At 39.1% G+C, this 16,817-nt stretch carries 15 protein-coding genes; 11 read left to right on the top strand and 4 right to left on the bottom strand.

The genetic code is table 11. The annotated features are described in order from the left end of the window. The first annotated feature begins 14 nt into the window (after positions 1-14). Positions 15-788, top strand: coding sequence for a 1-(5-phosphoribosyl)-5-[(5-phosphoribosylamino)methylideneamino]imidazole-4-carboxamide isomerase (gene hisA, locus AACU33_RS27995; RefSeq protein WP_096592965.1), 774 nt, complete (start codon positions 15-17; stop codon positions 786-788). A 238-nt stretch (positions 789-1,026) separates the two neighbouring features. Next, entirely contained in the window at positions 1,027-1,152 is a 126-nt protein-coding gene (locus tag AACU33_RS28000; protein WP_339376332.1) for a hypothetical protein, read from the top strand. A 494-nt stretch (positions 1,153-1,646) separates the two neighbouring features. Here the strand turns inward: AACU33_RS28000 and AACU33_RS28005 are convergent, their stop codons facing one another. Together AACU33_RS28005 and AACU33_RS28010 are read right to left on the bottom strand one after the other, a co-directional pair. Continuing rightward, complete coding sequence (locus tag AACU33_RS28005) at positions 1,647-2,726, bottom strand: hypothetical protein (protein ID WP_096592968.1); 1,080 nt, start codon at positions 2,724-2,726, stop codon at positions 1,647-1,649. Between the two features lie 56 nt (positions 2,727-2,782). Then, positions 2,783-3,766, bottom strand: a complete 984-nt coding sequence (locus AACU33_RS28010) for a hypothetical protein (protein WP_096592971.1) — start codon at positions 3,764-3,766, stop codon at positions 2,783-2,785. A gap of 469 nt (positions 3,767-4,235) precedes the next feature. Here AACU33_RS28010 and AACU33_RS28015 point away from each other — a divergent pair, with 469 nt between their 5' ends. The 5 genes from AACU33_RS28015 to AACU33_RS28035 all read left to right on the top strand — a co-directional run bounded on the left by AACU33_RS28015 (position 4,236) and on the right by AACU33_RS28035 (position 10,557). Continuing rightward, positions 4,236-4,988 carry a winged helix-turn-helix domain-containing protein gene (locus tag AACU33_RS28015; protein ID WP_096592973.1) on the top strand — a complete coding sequence of 251 codons (753 nt, stop codon included), beginning with the start codon at positions 4,236-4,238 and terminating at the stop codon, positions 4,986-4,988. A 53-nt stretch (positions 4,989-5,041) separates the two neighbouring features. Beyond that, positions 5,042-6,373: a sensor histidine kinase gene (locus tag AACU33_RS28020; RefSeq protein WP_096592976.1), complete on the top strand. Its 1,332-nt coding sequence runs from the start codon at positions 5,042-5,044 to the stop codon at positions 6,371-6,373. A gap of 30 nt (positions 6,374-6,403) precedes the next feature. Continuing rightward, on the top strand, positions 6,404-7,072 hold the full coding sequence (phoU, locus tag AACU33_RS28025; protein ID WP_096592979.1) for a phosphate signaling complex protein PhoU: 669 nt from the start codon (positions 6,404-6,406) through the stop codon (positions 7,070-7,072). Between the two features lie 1,140 nt (positions 7,073-8,212). Then, positions 8,213-8,821, top strand: a complete 609-nt coding sequence (locus AACU33_RS28030) for a Crp/Fnr family transcriptional regulator (RefSeq protein ID WP_096592981.1) — start codon at positions 8,213-8,215, stop codon at positions 8,819-8,821. A 146-nt stretch (positions 8,822-8,967) separates the two neighbouring features. Further along, positions 8,968-10,557 carry an iron uptake porin gene (locus AACU33_RS28035; protein WP_096592984.1) on the top strand — a complete coding sequence of 530 codons (1,590 nt, stop codon included), beginning with the start codon at positions 8,968-8,970 and terminating at the stop codon, positions 10,555-10,557. Between the two features lie 100 nt (positions 10,558-10,657). Here AACU33_RS28035 and AACU33_RS28040 read toward each other — a convergent pair whose 3' ends face one another. Beyond that, positions 10,658-10,918 carry a hypothetical protein gene (locus tag AACU33_RS28040; RefSeq protein WP_096592986.1) on the bottom strand — a complete coding sequence of 87 codons (261 nt, stop codon included), beginning with the start codon at positions 10,916-10,918 and terminating at the stop codon, positions 10,658-10,660. Positions 10,919-11,015: 97 nt separating this feature from the next. Between AACU33_RS28040 and AACU33_RS28045 the strand changes: the two genes are divergently transcribed. After that, positions 11,016-11,621 carry a DUF3318 domain-containing protein gene (locus AACU33_RS28045; protein WP_096592989.1) on the top strand — a complete coding sequence of 202 codons (606 nt, stop codon included), beginning with the start codon at positions 11,016-11,018 and terminating at the stop codon, positions 11,619-11,621. Positions 11,622-11,652: 31 nt separating this feature from the next. Here the strand turns inward: AACU33_RS28045 and AACU33_RS28050 are convergent, their stop codons facing one another. Continuing rightward, a complete protein-coding gene (locus AACU33_RS28050) occupies positions 11,653-12,927 on the bottom strand; it encodes a glycosyltransferase (protein WP_096592991.1) in 1,275 nt (424 codons plus the stop codon). Positions 12,928-13,373: 446 nt separating this feature from the next. On the opposite strand from AACU33_RS28050, the gene AACU33_RS28055 reads away from it, so the two are divergent. The 3 genes from AACU33_RS28055 (at position 13,374) to psb27 (ending at position 16,573) form a co-directional block, all read left to right on the top strand. Beyond that, positions 13,374-14,786, top strand: a complete 1,413-nt coding sequence (locus tag AACU33_RS28055; protein WP_339376333.1) for a glycosyltransferase family 39 protein — start codon at positions 13,374-13,376, stop codon at positions 14,784-14,786. 161 nt (positions 14,787-14,947) lie between these two features. Then, the gene (gene cofH / locus AACU33_RS28060; RefSeq protein ID WP_096592997.1) at positions 14,948-16,081 is read left to right on the top strand and encodes a 7,8-didemethyl-8-hydroxy-5-deazariboflavin synthase subunit CofH; all 1,134 of its coding nucleotides are present in this window, start codon (positions 14,948-14,950) and stop codon (positions 16,079-16,081) included. Positions 16,082-16,177: 96 nt separating this feature from the next. Then, the gene (psb27, locus tag AACU33_RS28065; RefSeq protein ID WP_096592999.1) at positions 16,178-16,573 is read left to right on the top strand and encodes a photosystem II protein Psb27; all 396 of its coding nucleotides are present in this window, start codon (positions 16,178-16,180) and stop codon (positions 16,571-16,573) included. The last annotated feature ends 244 nt before the right edge of the window (positions 16,574-16,817 follow it).

Genomic DNA, 16,817 nt, shown 5'->3' on the forward strand with positions numbered 1-16,817 from the left:
TTGAGGATGAGGTAATGGATGTAATTCCAGCAATTGATTTACTAGAAGGCCGCTGTGTGAGACTTTATCAGGGAGACTACGATCGCTCGCAAGTTTTTAGCGAAAACCCTGCTGATGTTGCCAAACAGTGGGTTGAACAAGGTGCTACGAGGCTACACGTAGTCGATCTAGATGGTGCTAAAGCCGGTAAAGTAGTAAACTTGAGAGCAATTGAAGCGATCGCTCAAGCGGTATCAGTACCGATTCAAGTTGGCGGGGGAATGCGCGATCGCGCTAGCGTACAACAAGTACTAAATATCGGCATACAGCGAGCAATTCTTGGAACCATTGCTGTAGAACAACCGCAGCTAGTACAGCAACTCTGCCAAGAATTCCCCGGACAGATTGTTATTGGTATTGATGCGAGAAACGGACTTGTAGCAACTCGCGGTTGGCTAGAAACTTCAGAAGTTTTAGCTACACAACTAGCTGTACAAATGCAAGAATTGGGTGCAGCCGCGATTATTTATACTGATATCCACCGCGATGGTACTCTCTCTGGCCCTAATTTAGACGCTTTACGAGAACTTGCTGCCACAATTTCTATACCAGTAATTGCTTCTGGTGGGGTGAGTTCTGTCACCGATTTGTTGAGCTTGTTGGCATTAGAACCACAAGGTGTAACTAGTGTAATTGTTGGTCGTGCCTTATATACAGGCGATATTGACCTCAAAGAAGCACTGCGTGCGATCGGGCCAGGACGTATTCAAGATATTCCGCCCAATCTAGATTTTTCTCCGTTTGCTTAAGATTACCTCCCTCGGTGACAAGATAACAAAGTTAATCTAGCTACAAGGTGGAAACGTTCGCTATATGGGGATATGGGACATTTTCCCTCCCCATCCTTTTCCAGAAAATCGGGAACATCTACAAGTAGCAAGATATATTAGGCTACACCTTAGCTCTTTGCCTAAATTTTCCGGATTAATAATTTATACTCTTGTAGTTCAAGTTGTAGAGAGTTAAACAATCCAAGATTGTATTTTTATGGCTCGTCGAAAACCTCCCAACAATGGCAAGCCTCGCAAAACTGAACCTGGTGCTATCAGAATCGATAGCAAACCAAAAACTGACAATCAACAGCAGCCTAAAAAACTAGATGATACAAATTAGGTGTTCGTCCGTCAATTTTTTTAAATTCTAATTTTTAAACTTTTTAATTTTATTATTTTAAAAATAATGGGTTTCCTCTATTGTAGAGACGTAAAATCATATCGTCTCTATTTTTTTGTAATTTTTTAGTAGTTTTAAATTTTGAATGAATTTAAATATAAAGACTTTGAATAGTTTTCGGAAATAGCCTTGCATATCATGTAGATTAAAACATACATAAATTTTTCGCACTCAAAAGGTTTGAGTTTATGACCAATCAACAAAGTAATTCACAACAACCATCCAAAAAACAAAATATAGACAATCAAGTAAAAAGCAGAAAGCAACCTCTAAACAATGGGATTCCACCAAAGAGAGATCCTTAAATATTTAGAGATTAAAAATTAGGCTTGGTGAAATTATCAATTCGTTGCATTAAGTATGAGAAATTATTAAGTTCGTAGCCAGCAATTTAGTTCTGACTACGAAACATTTATTTTCAGAGTAAAAGTAGGTTATTTATTCTTCACCTGACTCTTTGCTTGTTCTAAAGCTATTTCTTTGATTGCTTGATAGGAATTCACATTAGCAGTTCCTTCAATTGCTTTCACTGCTAAATCCTGAACTTGTTTGAGAGCAGATTCAAGTTGCTTAGAAAGGTTTTGAATGCGAGTATCTTGATTGCTAATAGTCTGTTCTAGAGATTGCAATCTTTGTTCATAAAAACGCTTCTGTCCTTCTACTTCTTTGCTGTATAAATCTGATTTAATTTTAGCTTGATAGTAGGCAATACCTTTACCTTCTTCTGCTGCTTTTTTGAGAGCAGCTTCTTTCTCTTTAGGAAATGCTTCTACCTTAGCTTTATATTCCTCAAATTGTTTTTCGCGTTCCGCGATCGCTTTCTCTCGTTCAGTCCAATTTTTTTCTGTTTCTTGCTGAAATTCTTCTAACTGCTTATTTAATTCTTTTTGCTGCTGCTCGTATTCATCTTTTGCTAATTTACGTTGCAGTTCCAAGTTATATTTATACTCAGCCTCATCTCGTTGCCGAGTTTTTTTAAGATTTTCATCTCGTTCTTTGGTTAATCTGTTATTTTCATCTTGTTCCTTTATCCAAGTTTTTCGCTGCTCATCTATTTCTTGTAATAATAGTTCCTTTTGTTGGCTAAACTCTTCTTGATAGGTTTTGGAATTCTCTTCATAGTTGCTAATTAGGGTATCTAAAACATCTTCAGATATTTCTAAATTATGGAGTTGTTTTAGCTGTTCTACTTCCTTCTCTACACTTTCTCCAATTTCTGCTAATTTAGAAGCTTGCGTAGTTAGCTGTTCCGATAATTCATTTGCTGCACTACCAAAACCCAACTGAATTTTAGCCAAGCTTTCAATTGTATAATTCATCTTTTGCTGAACAGTAGATTGCGGATTCATAGTAGGTTTTGGCTCTAGTTTGGGCTTTTCCTTGGCAACAGACTGGTTTTCTTTCAGTGCTTGATTGAGTTGTGATTTAACGGCTGCTGCTTCTTTTGCCAACTCTTCATAAGCTTGAAGTATTTCAGCTTTAGTACTCTTATCAGTTGGTTTTTTAGCTACCACAAGTAACCTCCATAATTTTCCAAATCAATGTTTGTTTTCAAATACGTATTAATCAGCTATTTTGTATTAGAACTATCAAAGGCTCTCATTGCTAAATCTTGTGCCTGTTTCAATGCAGTTTGTAGTTGAGCAGAAATTCCTTCAATTTGCTCAGTTTGTTTTTTGATAGTGTCTTCTAAAGATTGAATTTTTAATTCGTAACTCTGTTTGCTAGATTCCCACTCTTTTTCAAATAAATCAGCTTCGACTTTAGCCTTTTGACTAGTTTCTTTAATAGCTTCTTCTCTAGCTTTTTTAACTGCTTCTTCCAATTCAGTAGGAAATGCTGCTACTTTTTGCTGATATTCTTTAAACAGAGGTTGATTTTGAGCGAGGATTTTTTCACGTTCAGCCCAGTTTTTTTGTTTTTCTTGAGTGCTTTCTTGTATTTCTCTTTCTAAGTTACGTTTCCGGGCTTCATAAGCATCTGTAGTTAGTTTTCGAGTGGTTTCTAACTTATATTGATATTCATCTGCTTCAGAAGAGCGCTGTTTAGTTAATAATTCAATATAGGCTTGTACTGCTTCTTCGTATTCTGCTTGCTCTTTTTGCCACTCTTTACGCCTAGTTGTAATTTCTTTTTCTAGAGCTTCGCGTTTACTAGCAATTTCTTGCTCTAAAATTTTTAATTTTTCTTGATGTTCCTGATTTAAAATATCTAAAGCATCTGCTACGATTCTGATTTGTTGCAGATCTTGTAGGCGCTGAGTTTGAATTTCTATAGCCCGATTTAGTTCATCTAATTTGGAGTTTTCTTTAGCTAATTTTTCTGATAGAGTATTGACAATACTACCAAATTCTAATTGTAGATCAGCTAAACCTTTAACAATACTATCCACAGTATATGTAGAAGCAGCTGCTAAGATTTCTTGGTTTTTTGCTTTTTCTGCTTCTTCTTGTTTAGTAGCGATTTTTGATTCTAATTTTTTTCGTTCTGCTAAAATTTGTTGAAATGCTTGTACTATTTGTTGTTTGCTGTCTTTAACTGCAACTGTAGTCATGTTCTAACTCCTTTAAACACGCAACAATTTATTAGGTAGCAAGCCATACCAAGGCTTACCTATGCAGACATCAGAGTAGCCTGTAAATATGCGTTTTTCACGCAGTGCAAATACTGAAACAAAGAATCGAAAGACACTTAAAGTTGCTCATAACTGTCTACACAAGTGTCTGCTTATTTCAGTGGAAAAGCTTTATTTCTTTAGTACATCAGTACTAAAGAAAATATACTCAACTAATTCCGTCATTGTCAAGTGAGGAATTGCAGGTATCTAAAAATTAAGCTTTGCAAGTTTGCAAAAATACTCCTACCTGCTTTTAACCGTAGTGATTTATAATATGCAATATTTTGTTATGTATGTTACGTTTTATCAAGTAGAGCATCATGCTAGAAGCGTAAATGCACTGAGGCTCGATAATTGATTCAGTCATCGTCTTGATAGCAGCACAGACCCAAACTTTTGTAATCCAATGTATACCAGCGAATCAACCAAGTTTTCTGCCAAAGCGGACATAGGCCAAACAAGCCGCATTCTAGTAGTAGAAGATGAAGAACTAATCCGGGAAATGCTAGTGGTAGCGTTGGAGGAAGAAGGCTATGGAGTAGTCACAGCTACTGATGGGCGATCGGCTGTAGAATATCTCAAGAGTTTTGAACCCAACTCAGGAGAAGTTGCCTTTGATTTGGTAATCCTTGATTTAATGCTGCCACAAATCAATGGATTAGATATTTGTCGCTTGCTACGTCACCAAGGCAACCCAGTACCGATTTTAATGCTGAGTGCCAAAGGTAGCGAAACTGATCGGGTTCTGGGTTTAGAAGTAGGAGCAGATGACTATCTCACCAAACCCTTTAGTATGCGAGAGTTAGTTGCTCGCTGTCGGGCTTTACTGCGCCGTCAACGCTTCAGCGCTTTGCCTCAGCTACCAGTATTAAAGTACAAAGATGTCAGCTTAAATCCCCAAGAGTGTCGCGTGTTGGTTCGCGGTCAAGAAGTGAGTTTGTCGCCGAAAGAATTTCGACTGCTAGAACTGTTTATGAGTTATGCGCGACGAGTTTGGTCGCGGGAACAACTATTAGATCAGGTATGGGGGCCTGATTTTGTCGGCGATAGTAAAACTGTAGACGTTCACATCCGTTGGTTGCGGGAAAAATTAGAGCTAGATCCTAGTCGTCCGGAGTATATTGTGACTGTCAGAGGTTTTGGCTATCGATTTGGATAATTGCCTAGGATAGTTGTTAGTTTTTAGTAGTTATCAAAAAACTAATGACTTAAATGCTCTTATTGGGATTTTTTTTGGGTTTAGCGCTAGGTATTGGGTTTTGGATTTGGCAACAGGTTCAACTAGAGCGTTACCTAGAGCGAGTACTCAAACCTTTAAATTATCACTCTTCCAAACTCGTATTGCCGCTAATCCCTGATTTACGGCAGAAAATTGCAATGGTGAAGCAGCAACGACAAGATTTACAGCAGTCGCTGGAAACCTATCAAGAACTGCTGGATGTTGCTCCATTGGGATATTTGCAGGTAGATGAAGAAAATCAACTGCTGTGGTGCAATCAGCAGGCTAGGGAGATATTGTATCTGGAGCGATGGCAACCAGGTCAAGTGCGATTATTACTGGAATTAGTGCGTTCTTATGAACTCGATCGCTTAATTGAACAAACTCGCGATTCTCAACAACCACGGGTGAAAGAGTGGGTATTTCACCCCTCTTGTGAGGATGCAACAGCAATGTTAGAAATAAAATCGCTGGCTCTCAAGGCATCTAGCTTCCCCTTACCTCAGGGGCAAGTCGGGGTATTTTTAGAAAATCGCCAACCCCTGCTAGATATGAATCAAGTAAGAGATCGTTCTTTTTCGGATTTAGCCCACGAACTCAGAACACCTTTGACTTCGATTCGTCTGGTGGTGGAGACTTTGCAAAACCGTTTAGAACCACCTTTAAATCGTTGGGTTAACCGCCTGATGCAGGAAGTCGATCGCTTGATCAACTTGGTACAAGGTTGGTTAGATCTGACTCAAATGGAAACCAATCCTAGCATTCAACTGCACCCAGAAGCAGTAGAAGTGCGATCGCTAATTGCATCGGTTTGGGAAACTTTAGAACCATTGGCACAAAGGCAGCATCTCAATCTTAACTATTCTGGAGCAGAATCTCTGTGGATTAAAGCCGATCGCTCTCGGATGTACCAAGTGTTTCTGAATTTGCTAGATAACAGCATTAAATACAGTCCTCCTTGTACAACTATTCAAGTCCAAGCCAAAATATTAGCGGCAAAAGATACTCATAAGGGCAATCCTACTTTCCCTACCTTGGAAATCAATATCATTGATGCGGGAGTGGGATTTTCAGAAACCGATTTACCTCACGTTTTTGAGCGTTTTTACCGAGGAGATAAAGCTCGGACGCGCGATCGACTACAAGATACTAATTCCACAACTACAATTGTTGGTAGTGGTTTAGGTTTGGCAATAGTTAAACAAATTGTGATCGCTCATGGTGGTTTAATCAAAGCCATGAATCACCCGGAAACTGGTGGCGCATGGATACAAGTCTATCTCCCAGAAGCGATGGCAAATAACCCAAGCCAAGACTATAGTTAAACAAATATCTTCACGTTTGAGAATACAAGTGTGAAAGCAGTCTATTATAGCCCCAATCCTGATGGAACCCAGCTGGCACGCGCTATTAGGCGCTTAGAGCGAGATGTATTACGTATGGGAGCTTTGGTGGAACAATCGTTTCGTCTTAGCCACCAAGCTTTATTTTCCCGCAATCTTACAGCAGCTGAGGAACTTCCGCAATTAGATAAAAAAATTGACCGCTTTTATCGACAAATTGAGTCAGACTGTACGACAATCATGGCACTGCAAGCAACTACGCCACAAGATTTGCGTTGCTTGAGTGCTTTTATGCAGCTAGTACGAGATTTAGAACGGATTGGGGATTACGCCGAAGATCTTGCGGAAATTGCCATTAAAATTTTTCCTTACCCGCCTCATGCATCGTTACCAGAGATTGCAGTCATGTCCCATCATGCTCAAGCTATGTTAGCTACTAGCTTAGTGGCTTTAGCTGATTTGGATGAAGCTGGCGGGCGCAGTGTAAAGCACTTGGATGATGCTGTCGATAATGCTTATGAGCGTCTATATCAGACTTTAGCTTTTCAAAAGGATGTTCCTGGCGTAGTGGAACCCATTGTTTTGTTAGCATTGGCTATTCGCTGTTTAGAACGCATGGCGGATCATGCCACTAATATTGGTCAACGAGTAGCATATATTGTTACTGGTCAGCGTTCCTGATTACAGCTACTAAAGCCTAAAAATAATGCTGGCGTTAGGGTTATTAGCTCAAGTTGCGATCGCTCAAGGTCTGCCCTAATCTAAACAACCTAGAGCATTATAATTGCCGAAAGCATTGACAACTCAGAGTTTCAATTAATATAAGTTTTTCCATCCTGGCGCAATATCAGCAATCAGCGCAAACTATTGCATAAAAAATTAGCAAACTACCATATATTTCACTAAAAGCTTACCTGTTCTTAAACTTTCAACTTTAAAGTTAGGCCAAGATAATACAGCAAGACTTGTAGCGCTGATATGTCTTTATGTTTAGAAGGAAAGTTTGGCTAGACCAATGTAGATACAGTTAATACTAGTATTTAATAATACGTCTGTTTTACTATATTTAGCAATTAAAGCGTGGGAAGCACAATTACCTTTATGGCGTTTCCTAGTCAGATGAAGTGCGCATTTATTTATGGTTAATTATTTCTCCGTGTAGCTTACCTATTCGAGGATCGCTGTACTTAAATAGTACCAAGTATTATTTATTTCTGGTTTTTGATTATTGATTTAAGTAGAAAAATGTATGGAGTATCACAGATTTAGAACTGAGAAAGTTTAACAATATTGTTAGAATTAATACTTTATTTTTTACTTAATCTACCAAACAAATCATTAAAGCTATGAATTTTCCTAAAGTCATACCAAGCAAAAAATTTTTAAGCAAGTATGAACTGTAAAAATAAAGTTAACTTTTCATTAAATGAACATAGTAAATGAAAAATTTAGCTATTAATGCAGACTCACAACTAATTCAAAGTTTCTCACGTTTTTGGAATATACTATTGAGTAGTATCTATATTTAGAGTCATATATTCCAATGGATTATCTTTACTAGTTCAGATTATTTAGATCTAAAAATAAAATATACTGTAAATCTTAATTTTTAACTCTTCTCATCTTTAATTAGATACGTCTTAGCTCCGATATCCATTTATTGTTTTAATAATATATTTTTTATTTAAAGTATTTATTATTCTTTCTATTTAGATTTTAAATAAATTTAACAACTGTTGTAATCTATTAATTAAATATTAAATTTGTCTTGAATATTGTAACAACAATCAAGTATTTTTCGTCCATAAAACCACTATCTGAATGTATTCTACAAGCCTGACCACAGAATCTTCTACTAAATTAAATAATTCCATAATAAACGGAGAGTTACCGCAAAGGCTATTTGCCCGTAGAGAAGTAATTCCACCTCGGAATGAAGTACTCTGGAGAATTGAGCGCGGAGCAGTTCGTACCTTAACTTGGAGTGAAGATGGAACATTTATCACTCTGGGTTATTGGGGGCCAGGCGATATCATTGGTTATCCATTATCTAAAGTTAAACCTTATCAAATTGAATCTTTAACAAGCGTGGAGGTAAGTATTTTGCCGCCACATCTTTGGTATCAAGATATCAACGCTTTAGTCTCTCACATTCAACAAGCCGAAGAATTGCTGAGTATAGTACATCGAAAACCTATTGCATTACGCTTGTGGCAATTTTTAATCTGGTTAAGTGAAAAATTTGGTCGTGAAGTAGAAGATGGCAAATTGCTTGACCTAAATTTGACTCATCAAGAAATAGCAGAAGTTTTAAATACGACAAGAGTCACTGTCACCAGACTTTTACAGCAATTTGAAGAAGCAGGTCAAATTTTGCGCAAAAAACGCCGAATGATTCTTCGCTTACCTAATAAAGTCATCACAAAATAGGGTAAAATAATCCTAGTTTACTTGAACAATTACCAATTCAGTTTGGTAAAATGATGTTTGAATTAAGTAAGTAGATTCCCCAATATAAAAATTTTGGGAGAGTTTTCTTGAGAGTGAGTTAGTTTAGGTGTGAGCGAGAAAAAACAATGGCAAAAGTATTTTGGGATCTTATAAAGGTTGGCCCATTTGTTGTTGCTGCTACATTTTTAGCGGCTAATAGTACATTGGTAGCTGAAGCCAACGAACCTGTAAATAGTGTGGCTCAGTTGTCGCAAGACTCTAGCAGCATGGATCAAGTTACATCTGTTTCCCAGTTTTCGGATGTACAGCCCACAGACTGGGCATTTCAAGCTTTACAATCCTTGGTTGAGCGATATGGTTGTATTGCAGGTTATCCCAACGGTACTTATCGTGGAAACCGTGCTTTGACCCGTTATGAATTTGCTGCTGGTTTGAATGCTTGTTTAGACAGAGTTAACGAGCTGATTGCGACAGCTACCAGTGACTTGGTGACAAAACAAGATTTAGCTACTTTACAGCGCTTGCAAGAAGAATTTGCAGCTGAATTAGCTACTCTGCGTGGTCGTGTGGATGGTTTAGAAGCTCGTACTGCGGAATTAGAAGCTAATCAGTTCTCTACCACTACCAAGCTCGTTGGGGAAGCAATTTTTAGTGTGTCTCAGGCTTTCGGTGACACAAGAGCTGGTGGTGGTGATTTAGTTTCTAATACAGTTTTCTCCGACCGGGTTCGTTTGAACTTGTACAGTAGTTTTGTTGGTAAAGACCAGTTGCAAATTCGTTTGCAAGCACGCAATACTATCTCTAATGCTGGTGTAACTGGAACCAATATGACCCGTTTGTCTTATGACGGTAGTGAAAACAACTCTGTTGGTATTGATAAAATCAACTATGCTTTCAATCTGAGCGATGCAGTACGGGTCAAGGTTGATGCTACTGGTGCTGAGATATTTGAGAACGTTAACAACTTCAATCCTGATTTTGCTAGTTCTGGTAAAGGTGCTCTATCAGCCTATGGACGTTTCAGCCCCATCTATCGCCAAGCTGGTAACGGTGCTGGTATAACTGTGAACTTCCTTCCTAAAGGCCCTTTGACATTGAGTGCAGCTTATTTCGCTCAAAATCAAGCAATAAGTAGTCCTAATAATCCAGCTGAAAGTAGCGGTTTATTTAATGGTAGTAATACTTTTTTTGGTCAGGTAGCTTTCAAGCCCAGCCAAGCTTTCAATGTTGGATTTAGTTATGCCCGCACCTATCAAGTCACTCCCAGCCTCTTCCAAGGGATAGGAAGTGCCTTTGCGAATAACCCTTTTGCTGGTGCTCGTACTGAAGCCAACCACTATGGTATAGAAGCTACCTTCCAACCCAGCCCTCAGTTGGCTTTGAGTGGTTGGGGTGGTTATACCAATGCTGATTCTCTCACTGGTGCTGACAGAAGTGCAGATGCTTGGTATTGGGCTGGTGCAGTAGCACTGAGAGACTTAGGTCGTAAAGGTAACGTACTTGGTGTGATTTTCGGCCAACCACCCAAAATCACTGGTGGTAGCGGTATTGCTTCAGAATCTGGTACTTCTTATCATTTAGAGGGACTTTACAAGCTGAACGTATCTGATAATATTCAGGTTACTCCTGGTTTGTTGGTAATCTTTAATCCAGAGCACAACGATAACAACAATACTATTTACGTAGGTACTCTTCGTACTACTTTCAGCTTCTAAAATCGATGAGAAGTTAGTAGCACTATAAACATTACTACTAACTTCTTAATTTACAAAAACTTAACCCGCCCATAGGCGGGTTTTTTGCGATCGACAATAGCTATGTGGGTTTAATATCTTGTTGATTAGACAAATCTGTTGGCGGGCGATCGCTACTCCAACCCCACCACGCACAACCACAGTGACAATTGTAGAACTCCTGCCATTTGCGGCGATAGTTTTCTGTTATCACAGGCGATCGCCTATTAATCCAAACTTCTACAGCTTCTCGGCTACTTGAGTTGCAGTTAGGACAGCAAAACTGATGAGCGTGAGTTGCTTGATTTGTCCATTCAGGCGGGTTAGTAGCAAAAGCATCCATGTATTTGGGAAGTGATTCGCAAATCAAAGGTTAGCACAAAAAGTTTATTTTTTGCATAATTAAATACTATGCATAATTATGGCTAATCGTTAAATTTATGGAGCCAAACGTTGAAATTCGTCGTTTACTAGATGTAATGCCTGCTTCTGGGCGCATGATGACAAAAATTGTGAGCAAGCCCGAACAGTCAAAGGTAATTGACGCTTCTTTTCCGCTTCCTTGGAATCAAGAACGACCAATATGTATTAATTTCGATTTGTGGTTTCGTCTGTCGAAATCACAAAGAGATTTACTGTTGTTGCAAATGGTTAGCTGGTTGACGGGTGTGAAATGGTTCAAACCCGATATTTATCAAGGTGTTATACTAGTAGGCCTGTTGGGTGGACTCGTAGAATCATCACAGTCTGATGTTGTAGGTGTAGCGATCGCAGTAGGATTAAGTGCGATCGCTGGTTTTCGGATTTGGCGTACCCATAAATCTCCAGAGTTAGAATTAAATGCTGATGCAGCTGCAATTCGCATCGCAGGGCGACGGGGTTACTCAGAAGCTGAAGCCGCAGAACATTTGTTATCTGCAATTGAAGAAGTAGCTAAGATTGAGGGGCGTTCTGGTTTACATTTTACCGAGCTGATCCGTTGCCAAAACTTACGGGCGATCGCAGGTTTGTCACCTGTAGGTATACCGCAAGGTTATTCAAAGTAGCAAGAAGCGATAACTTTTGCTAAGTAGCTAGTTATTTAACATCAGTTACTCGCCAGCTAAGTTTCAAGTTCACCCAGAAATTCCAAATTGTAGCAACTGCGATCGCAATTAGGTTGGCGATATAGCGATTGGGAATGAGGAAATTAAATACTAAATTCAAAACCAGCACATTTAATACTAATCCAGCCAAGCAAATTAAATTAAATTTCAAAAAGCGCTTCAAACGTTGACGCCATTCTTGCTGCTTCATCGAGACATCAGCAAAAGTCCAAGCGTCATTCCACAAAAAATTATTGAAAATTGCAATTTCACCAGCAATAATTTTGCTGCGAGTCAAGGGTAGGGCTAGGGTTGTAGGATCGCTAAGTAAATAAAGTATTGCCATATCCACAAATACCCCACTTAGTCCTACTAATCCAAACCGGAGAAATCGACCAATAGGAAAACCAATGTTTTGACTCAACTGTTCTAACTGTTCTGTGGCTTGGCTAACTCTTTGCAAACGTCCTGTGGAAAGCCGCAATCGCAGTAGGTGATGTAAATAATCTACGTATTGCTTCCATGTCACTTTGCTTTCACCTTCTTGGCGTTCGCAGAATACATAGCCCACTTCAGCAATTTCTCGTACTTTACCTCGCCCAATTACCTCTAACAGAATTTTGTATCCTACTGGATTGAGAGTTGTGTTGGCGATCGCATGGCGACGCACCATAAAATAACCACTCATCGGGTCAGAAACTCTCCCCAACACTCCTGGTAAGATAATTAATCCCAAAACTTGGGCACCACGGGACAAAAACCGCCGCACGATACTCCAACTACTGACACCGCCTCCTTCTACATGACGGCTACCTACAGCCAAATCCGCACCCTGCTGAATCTGCGCCAGCAATTGCGTTAATACCTCTGGTGGATGCTGTAAATCTCCATCAATCACTCCTAGGATACTTCCTCTTGCTACCTGCCAGCCGCGAATCACTGCTGAGGACAGTCCCCGTTCGTTTTGGCGTCGCATTACCTGCAATTGAGGATATTGCTCCGTCAAGGATTGTGCTAATTCCCAAGTGCGATCTGGACTATCATCATCTACTACAATTAGTTCATATTGTCCGGGAATCGACTCATTCAACAACTGGCTCAATACGTTAACGATATTTGTAATATTTTCGCGCTCTTTATAAGTGGGAATTACTAAGGAAAGCAGGATAGCTTCTCCATGAGTATCTGTAATTTTGGGAGGCAATTCTGGAATCTGTAATGACCCAGTTGGTACTCTTAATAAAGAGTTAGCTTGGTTGTGAAACATTAGCTACATCCAAATGCTGAGATAGTAAATAAAAGAATTTTCTATTTGATTTAGCTTAATTAAAGTACGAATTTACTCTACGGTTAATACTGATTGTTAATCTTGGTGATATCTTTATACAATTTTTACTAAAATTTAGTTTAATAACTAACTGAATGATGATAATTTTTTATCATCCCTCGATTGACATATTTATTTCTTTATAAAAGGATACCAAAATAATATCAAAGTTTTTATAAAACTTTTATTAGATTAAGCATTTATACAAGTAAATAACCATGCAAGTATCACAAAAATGGCATCTTCCTCCAACTTGGTTACGCTTTTTAATAGTTATTTTATTGGTATTAGGTATATTTTTTCGCCTAGGTAATATTGACCGCAAACTTTACTGGAATGATGAAGTTTATACTTCTTTACGAGTATCTGGCTATACTCTAAAGGAAATGGACGAGCAGTTACGTACAGGTAGTTTACTTAGTATAGAAGATTTACATAAATACCAGTATCCCAACCTTGAAAAAAACACAATTGATACAATTAGAGGATTAGCTTTAGAAGAATCGCAGCTAACGCCGCTATACTTTGTAATGGTCAGATGGTGGGTAGAGTTGTTTGGCAATTCAGTAGCAGTAACGAGAAGTTTTTCAGCATTAATTAGCCTGCTTACATTTCCTTGTATTTATTGGCTATGCCAAGAATTATTTAAGTCTTCACTAATCGGGTGGCTAGCTATTGCGTTGGTAGCCATTTCACCTGTTCATTACTTATATGCACAAGAAGCGCGACCTTACAGTTTATGGATAGTAACTGTCTTAGCATCGAGCGCAGCACTACTGAGAGCTATGCGCCTGAAAAAAAAGGTTAATTGGTGCATTTATACAGCAACATTATCATTAGGGTTTTATACTCAATTGTTTTTTAGTTTGGTTGCTATTGCACAGGGAATCTATGTATTTGCAATTGAACGCTTCCGATTGAGTAAAACATTCATAATTTACCTACTTTCATTGCTTGCAGGAGTTTTAATTTGCATACCTTGGCTTTTGGTTATGATTACCAATCCAACTCCTCCAGGAATGGTGAATTGGACTAATACAAAACAAACAGTCTTTGCTTCAGCTACAAGGTGGGCTGGGATTGTGAGTCGTGCGTTTCTTGATTTAGGTATTAGCCATAGTGACTCAGGGAAACTTAAGTTTGCCTTAATTCCTTTGATTTTGTTGGTCTTAGCTCTAATTATCTACTCAATTTATTTTCTTTGTAGAAGTTCCTCTAAGCGTGTGTGGTTATTTGTCTTAACCTTAATTGCTTCTATAGGGCTTCCTCTAATACTAGTAGACTTCATATTGGGAAAGCGATACGGGACTACCCGATATATACTTCCCTCTATTTTAGGTATAGAGTTAGCTGTTGCTTACTTGATTGGCACTAAAATCACATCTGTTGACACTAACAGTTGGCAAAAAAAGCTCTGGTCACTGGTAGGGTTCTTAGTAATTACGAGCGGAGTCGTATCGTGTACGCTCAGTTCTCAAAGCAAAATGTGGTGGGACAAACTGCCTGAGCTATACCAAGAATATCCTAAAATTGCTGACATTATTAATCAGGCTAATAAACCACTTGTAATTAGTGATTCTGAAATCATTTCCCTACAAATTCTTAGTCACTCCCTCGATCCAAAAGTGCGATTTCAAATTGTCGCTCAACCGCAAATACCAAAAAAAGCTGATGGCTTTACTGATATATTCTTGTTCAAACCATCTGATTCATTAAAAGCAGGAATTGAACAAGTTTATACCTCAAAGTTAAACACACTCTATCCTTTACTTTGGAAATTAACAAATAAGGAAACTTAAGGATATTTCCATCAAAATTTCTCTAGCAATATTTAATTACTGAGATGTCTTGAAATTTTCGAGCCAAACAATTCCATAATCATAAATTTTTGGCTGCAATTCCTGCACTTGAATAATTCCTGGCAAAATGGTAGGAGTAACTTGGTTTTCACTAATGCCTTGTGAAGCATAAAACTGTTGATGCTATTCTTGACCGTGCCCTGCTGGGATACGATATATCTCCCGTAGAGGGAGTGGTATTGTTAAAACAAACAGATCCAGAGGCGATCGCTGCGATTCAAAGCACAGCTGACAAACTCCGTCGCATTCAAGCCAGCGATACAGTCACCTACGTAATCAATCGTAATATTAACTTTACTAACATCTGCGAGCAGCACTGTAGTTTTTGTGCTTTCCGTCGTGATGATGGTGATGATGGTGCTTATTGGTTAGATTGGGCGCAAATTTTGGAGAAAGCCATAGATGGAGTGCGGCGAGGGGCGACGGAAATCTGTATGCAGGGGGGATTGAACCCCCAAGCCCAGGTCAACGGTAAATCGTTGCCTTATTATCTCAAGTTGGTGGAAACCATCAAGCAAGAGTTTCCTCAATTACACTTGCACGCTTTCTCGCCCCAGGAAGTGCAATTTATTGCCAGAGTTGATGGACTGACGTATGCGGAAGTAATTGCGGCTTTGCGCGATGCTGGTGTAGGCTCAATGCCAGGAACAGCAGCTGAGGTGTTAGATGATGAAGTGCGGCGGGTACTGTGTCCCGAAAAGATTGACACGGCTACTTGGCTAGAAATTGTCACTACAGCCCATCAATTAGGCTTGCACACTACTAGCACCATGCTATCAGGGCATATTGAAAGTCCCGAACAGCAAATCGGACATTTAGAAAAATTGCGATCGCTCCAGCAAACTGCGATCGACAACGGCTATCCAGCAAAAATTACTGAGTTTATTTTATTACCCTTTGTTGGGCAAGAAGCACCTAAACCCTTACGTCGCCGTGTGGGACGCGATCAACCGATTTTAGCTGATAGCTTATTACTGACTGCTGTAGCGCGCATTTTTTTAGGTAATTGGATTCCCAATCATCAGCCGAGTTGGGTAAAACTGGGGCTGGCTGGTGCTAAAGAGGCTTTAGTTTGGGGTTGCAATGATATCGGCGGCACATTGATGGAAGAACACATTACTACAATGGCAGGAGCCTTGGGCGGGACATCAATGGAAGTAGAAACATTACAAAAAGCGATCGCTTCTTTAGGGCGACCTTACCAACAAAGAGACACTCTATATCAAAAACTTTGAATTCTTCCTTTATCCTCGATCCTGCCGAAATGATCCCCAGGATACCAATCCAAGATACTATGGACGTTGATTTATGCGTTGTTTCAGTAAATGCTTATGAAGCGCTATTGGTCGCGTCTGCTTGCCCTGGTTTTAGTTGTAGCCATCAGCTTAATGGGCTGTTCTAGTCCTGACAGTTTGACAGGGGATTATCGTCAAGACACCTTAGCGGTAGTCCAAATTTTGAGAAACGTTCTAGAGTTATCAGAAGATTCACCAAATAAAGCAGCAGTTCAAGCAGAAGCGCGTCAAAAAATAAATGACTTTTCAGCTCGTTACCAACGGGCTAATTCTGTTTCCGGTCTTAGTTCCTTTACCACAATGCGAACAGCCTTAAACTCCCTCGCAGGACATTACAGTTCTTACCCAAATCGTCCTGTACCACAAAAGCTCAAAGATCGCTTAGAACAAGAGTTCAATCAGGTAGAGGCGGCGCTGAGACGCGGTGCATAACTGTCAATAAAGCAGAGTCAAGAGTCGCAACTAGATTGAGACTCTTGACTAATTTGTTAAGTTTAATTGAATCAAGTAAACAAGTTTTAAATTTTGATTTAAATATATACCGACTTATTATCATTGACGACAAAGCAAATCACCAGAAATGGGGAAAAAATTATCTCAGCATCTCTTAAAAAGTTAAATAAATAATAAATTGCGGCAACAGAAATAGGGGTTTGACAGTCTTTCAAAAATAGGC

This window comes from Calothrix sp. NIES-2098 (assembly GCF_963875125.1).
In the GTDB taxonomy this organism is placed as follows: Bacteria; Cyanobacteriota; Cyanobacteriia; order Cyanobacteriales; family Nostocaceae; genus Aulosira.

Bases quoted from the DNA above. Each gene is read 5' to 3' on its own strand.
- AACU33_RS28050 (WP_096592991.1), bottom strand. From the start codon at position 12,927: ATGTTTCACAACCAAGCTAACTCTTTATTAAGAGTACCAACTGGGTCA.
- AACU33_RS28055 (WP_339376333.1), top strand. From the start codon at position 13,374: ATGGACGAGCAGTTACGTACAGGTAGTTTACTTAGTATAGAAGATTTA.
- AACU33_RS28035 (WP_096592984.1), top strand. From the start codon at position 8,968: ATGGCAAAAGTATTTTGGGATCTTATAAAGGTTGGCCCATTTGTTGTT.
- AACU33_RS28020 (WP_096592976.1), top strand. From the start codon at position 5,042: ATGCTCTTATTGGGATTTTTTTTGGGTTTAGCGCTAGGTATTGGGTTT.
- AACU33_RS28040 (WP_096592986.1), bottom strand. From the start codon at position 10,918: ATGGATGCTTTTGCTACTAACCCGCCTGAATGGACAAATCAAGCAACT.
- hisA (WP_096592965.1), top strand. From the start codon at position 15: ATGGATGTAATTCCAGCAATTGATTTACTAGAAGGCCGCTGTGTGAGA.
- AACU33_RS28045 (WP_096592989.1), top strand. From the start codon at position 11,016: ATGGAGCCAAACGTTGAAATTCGTCGTTTACTAGATGTAATGCCTGCT.
- psb27 (WP_096592999.1), top strand. From the start codon at position 16,178: ATGAAGCGCTATTGGTCGCGTCTGCTTGCCCTGGTTTTAGTTGTAGCC.
- AACU33_RS28030 (WP_096592981.1), top strand. From the start codon at position 8,213: ATGTATTCTACAAGCCTGACCACAGAATCTTCTACTAAATTAAATAAT.
- AACU33_RS28010 (WP_096592971.1), bottom strand. From the start codon at position 3,766: ATGACTACAGTTGCAGTTAAAGACAGCAAACAACAAATAGTACAAGCA.
- AACU33_RS28015 (WP_096592973.1), top strand. From the start codon at position 4,236: ATGTATACCAGCGAATCAACCAAGTTTTCTGCCAAAGCGGACATAGGC.
- AACU33_RS28000 (WP_339376332.1), top strand. From the start codon at position 1,027: ATGGCTCGTCGAAAACCTCCCAACAATGGCAAGCCTCGCAAAACTGAA.